Consider the following 4,553-nt stretch of genomic DNA (forward strand, 5'->3'; position numbering starts at 1 on the left):
CTACGACAATACGATCTCATCCCTCTATGAAGCCTGTAAACCAGAAATTCTCAGCAATCGTCGTCCGCTCGTCTTCGTCTTCCAATACCTGCGCGGCGTGATTAATAGCATCATCGAACGCACGAATATTGACTCGATCGATCTGAAAATATCCGAACTACTCGATCGTAGTGTAGTTGCAGACGATAACGCAGTCAGTCAGCCAGAATATACCGCAGCATATAAAATTCTCCCCACGGGCAAAATCCTAGATTTAAGTAAAATCGACTATGACAAGCTCAAAACAGAATTTAAATTAGCACCTTATAAAAATATTCAAATAGCCGATCTGCGGAGCTTTATAGAAGACAAGCTCGATCGAATGCTGCAACAAAATACCACCCGTACTGATTTTGCCCAACGGTTGCAATTTATCATCGATCGATACAATGCAGGCGGTTCGTCTACTGAGAACTATTATGAAGCCTTGGTAGACTTCGCCCAAAACCTCAAACAAGAGTCAGAGCGACACCTGCGCGAAGGTTTGACGGAGGATGAATTAGAATTATTCGATCTGCTCAAACAAGACAAAATGACCGCCGCAGACACCCAAAAAGTCAAGCTAGCAGCACAATCTCTATTAGCGCGATTAATGGCGACGCAACCAAAAGTGTTAGTCCAAGACTGGCATAAAGACGACCAGAGCAAACTTCGAGTCAAGTCTACAGTTGAGGAAATTTTAGACCAAAATTTACCCGATAGTTACGATCAAATAATCTTCCAAATCAAGCGTGACAACATCTTCAATCTCATCTATGGCCGTGCCAGTGCAGGGCAGAAGTGGGCTGTGTAGATTCAAGGTTTCTCCATTTGACGACTCAAAAGATTGACTGATAATGTTTGAATCATCGCCTGACATATTGGGCAAAAACTAATCTATTGTCTAAAGTAATTACTGTAGACAATAATTAAAACTCTAGAATAATCGCTCCAAATCCCCCCGTTCCCTAGTTTCTCTCACTCTTAGCGATGCGTTTACCATTACCCCAATTTAGCAGTGGTGCCAAACATCCTCGACATATCGCCGAGGTAATCGAGACATCCACTTGTGAATTTCTGGCTCAATGTCTAGAACCCGAAGATCTCAAACTAGCTGTAATGCCGACCTTTGGTAGTATTGTTAAAGCTAGTGATGAAGAATCTGGCAATCAAATTTTTGCGGTGGTCTATCATGCTACCACTGCTCCGATCGATTCCGTCCATCGCGCCCGTGCGTTGGGCATGTCCCTTGACGAATTGCGCGAAGAGCAACCTCAAATCTTTGCCATGCTCAAAACCGAGTTTAAAGCGGCAATTATCGGCTTTGAAGATGACAAGGGGCAAATGTATCAATACCTACCACCCCGCCCGCCCCAAATCCATCAGGGGGTCTATCAGTGCGATTCCGAAGAGATTATCCGCTTCAGCGAACAGTTAGAATTCTTGCGGACGCTGTTACAAGTGCAAGGTGCGCCTGTGGAAGCCCTTACCGCCGCCACCATTCGCGAAATTCATCAGCTCAGATCGCGAGATCGATCGTGGCTAGTCACTGCAGGACGCACTGTGAGCCTGATTCTCAAGGATGACTACGACAGGTTGCGATATGTTTTATCCCAAATTCGGTAAAAAGGGGGGAGTGCGGAGGGATTGTGAAAATGGGAGACTTCATCCCGTTTCTACACTCTTTTCTCCCCGCTCCTTGCTGTCTTGGAAAAGTCCTCCACTTGCGGCGTTTTTATTCGGGGGTTCCCCCCGAATAAGAAAACGACAAGACAGGGGAAACCCCAAGACCGGATTTTCCGCTCCCCGCTCCCCGCTCCCCGCTCTTTTTCCAGTTTCTTCATACCCTAATCCAGCAACGCCAAAATGCGAACCGAACAGTCTGAGAACCTTGATATCGCTCCATTTATCGATCGATCCTTGCTCGGTATCGCAACTCCTGAAATGGTGGAGCAGGCATGTGAAGAAGCTGAAAGATACGGATTTGCGGCTGTCTGTGTCAATCCCTGCTATGTCCGACAAGTTACCGCTCTATTGCACCAAAAACGCCCCCAGATTTGTACTGTCATCGGTTTCCCCACAGGTGCCACGACGACAGCGACTAAGCTGTATGAAGCTCAGGAGGCAATGGAAAATGGTGCTCAGGAATTAGATGTTGTCATCAATATCGGCTGGTTGAAGGCTGGGAAAATTGATGATGTCCACCGCGAAATCGCCGAAATCTGCGAATCGACTGGTTTGATGGTCAAAGCGATTCTAGAGATGTCGCTGTTGACGCAACCAGAACAACTGATGGCGGCTCAAATTTGTATGGATGCAGGTGTGAGGATGTTGGAAACGGGTACGGGTTGGAGTGGTGCGGCGACTGTCGTAGATGTTCGGCTACTAAAAGAGCTAACTAAAGACCAAATTGGGATCAAAGCATCTGGTGGGATTCAGACACACGATCGAGCTGTAGAATTAATTCTGGCTGGCGCAACCAGGATCGGTACTTCCTGGGGCGTAGATTTATTAAAACAACGGGAGCAAGATTCAAATAAGTCGTGAATAGTGAATAGTCAATCGTGGAGAAGTCGGGGGTATTGCAGTAATGCTGGAGATGTCCTCATCGCCCCGACGGTTGCTATATATGCACAGTTAAAATCTAAGCGAATGACACTCTTACCTAGCCTTTGACCCGATCTGCTTTGTGTTGTAATTGTGGAGAGGGATTTTGATGATTGGCTTTTGTGACTGATTTCTTGAAATTATGGTGGAGCAGCGACAGACAATAGACCGCTCCCAATCCAGCTAATATTAATGCTATCGCTTGATACCGCCCGACCGATTTAGAAGATCGCCACAATACGATCGAGCCTGAAGATCGACCGAAGCCAGAATTAGATTTACGCTTATTGATGCCAGTCAATTCCAGCCCACCAGGATAATCGATTCGATCCCTCATTGGCAATGTTCCTAGCCCGATCTTGTTCGGGATAAATTTCTCAAATAATCCAGGCGAAATCTGCATATAGCCAAGATTTATAAATCGAACTGCATCGCAAATTTCCTGTGCTGGAGCACCTTTGAGAATATAACCATTGGCACCAGCGCAGATCGATTTAGCGACATACTCATCGCCATCGTGACTACTCAGCACTAGAATTTTGGTTTTGAGCGAACTGTTAGAAATAATTTTGGTAGCGAATACACCATCGAGATCGGGCATTTCCATATCCATGAGGACGACATCAGGAAGCAGTAATTTGACTTGCTCGATCGCATCATAGCCATTATCTACCATTCCAACGATATCGAAATCTGCCTCGGTCTCTAGTAGAGACTTGAGCCGTTCCCGAATGCTCTTCTGGTCATCCGCCAGGAGAATGCGAATCATGTCCAATTCCTTAGATTTTTGATACTTACTACCGATCGACTATGGTTTAATTATTCGGCTGTTGCTCCGTCATAACCGGATGAAAATATATTTTTACAGCATTAGACAGCAATATTACTACTAATGTCAACAAGATTTCTGCAAACTACTTGAAGTTTCCGATCTTTTCAACCTCGCAACGATATTCAACGTTCCTGAGATCCGTCGATCTCGATCGTGCCCCAATTTGATATTCTCATATGTAGCAATTATGGCTCAAACTACTTAACTCTCGATCGGGATGAAATCACAGCCAGACTTTTTTCAGTCAAGTGGCGGATTAGGGATTAGGTTTTAGGTTTTAGGTTTTAGGTTTTAGGGATTAGGTTTTAGGGTTTCGGGTTTCGGGTTTCGAGATTAGTTGCTGGGCGTGAAATATTTCAATTTTACAGAGACGAGCGTCTCTAGATGGATACCGCTTCTCAATCATCCTCAAGCCTGTTTCCTAAAACCTAAAGCCCAATCCCCAATTCTTCAAACTCTTTCCAGCACATCAATAATGCCCGTGGGACATGAAAACAACCTTTCCATTTACCGCCTTTGAGATCTAATAATACTTCGCCTTGTCGATCGAGATAGCCAAACCACTCGCCATGTTCGGGATCGGAAAAGTGCGTCCAGGCATATTCATGTACCCGCTGATACCATGTCCAACATTCTTCCCTCCCTGTCAACCGATAACCCATTGCCAAGGCGACGAGGGTTTCGACATGTACCCACCATAGCTTTTGATTCCATTCTAATTGTTGGGGTGGATGTCCATCAGCATCCATAAAATAATATATCCCCCCATATTTATCGTCCCAAGCAAAATTGAGAATATTTAATACCACATCCACAGCTTGGTTAATGGTGGCTGTATCCTGACGACGATTGGCGATATCCATGATAAACCACATTGCTTCGATCCCATGTCCAGGATTAATCGAGCGTCCCTCAAAACAATCGACATGACTACCATCGGGAGCAACATTTTCAAACATTAGCCCGCGCTCTTTGTCAAGAAAGTCAGTCATTACCTCCCGCACAGTTAGATCTAACACTCGGTCTAACTCCTCACTTGGCAATAACCATGCTATTTCCAGCGTCAGGTTCGCCAAAATCATCGGTACGGCGAGAG

Annotated in this window: 5 protein-coding genes; 3 read left to right on the plus strand and 2 right to left on the minus strand. The window is 45.4% G+C overall.

Annotated elements, in window-relative coordinates:
• The 3 genes from RMO55_RS00630 to deoC all read left to right on the plus strand — a co-directional run.
• On the plus strand, positions 1-832 hold an 832-nt coding region (locus RMO55_RS00630), incomplete at its 5' end, for a type I restriction enzyme endonuclease domain-containing protein (protein WP_310421935.1).
• A gap of 176 nt (positions 833-1,008) precedes the next feature.
• Entirely contained in the window at positions 1,009-1,644 is a 636-nt protein-coding gene (locus RMO55_RS00635; RefSeq protein WP_310421938.1) for an HAS-barrel domain-containing protein, read from the plus strand.
• A gap of 240 nt (positions 1,645-1,884) precedes the next feature.
• Positions 1,885-2,565, plus strand: coding sequence for a deoxyribose-phosphate aldolase (deoC, locus tag RMO55_RS00640; protein WP_310421941.1), 681 nt, complete (start codon positions 1,885-1,887; stop codon positions 2,563-2,565).
• A 118-nt stretch (positions 2,566-2,683) separates the two neighbouring features.
• On the opposite strand, the gene RMO55_RS00645 is transcribed toward deoC, so the two are convergent.
• Positions 2,684-3,394: a response regulator transcription factor gene (locus RMO55_RS00645; protein WP_310421943.1), complete on the minus strand. Its 711-nt coding sequence runs from the start codon at positions 3,392-3,394 to the stop codon at positions 2,684-2,686.
• 491 nt (positions 3,395-3,885) lie between these two features.
• On the minus strand, positions 3,886-4,553 hold a 668-nt coding region (locus RMO55_RS00650), incomplete at its 5' end, for an AGE family epimerase/isomerase (RefSeq protein ID WP_310421946.1).

Origin of the sequence: Chamaesiphon sp. VAR_48_metabat_135_sub, from assembly GCF_031418915.1 — a bacterium.
Classification (GTDB): domain Bacteria; phylum Cyanobacteriota; class Cyanobacteriia; order Cyanobacteriales; family Chamaesiphonaceae; genus Chamaesiphon.

What these genes read in the sequence shown, in the direction of transcription:
- deoC (WP_310421941.1), top strand. Translation starts at nt 1,885, where the DNA reads ATGCGAACCGAACAGTCTGAGAACCTTGATATCGCTCCATTTATCGAT.
- RMO55_RS00635 (WP_310421938.1), top strand. Translation starts at nt 1,009, where the DNA reads ATGCGTTTACCATTACCCCAATTTAGCAGTGGTGCCAAACATCCTCGA.
- RMO55_RS00645 (WP_310421943.1), bottom strand. Translation starts at nt 3,394, where the DNA reads ATGATTCGCATTCTCCTGGCGGATGACCAGAAGAGCATTCGGGAACGG.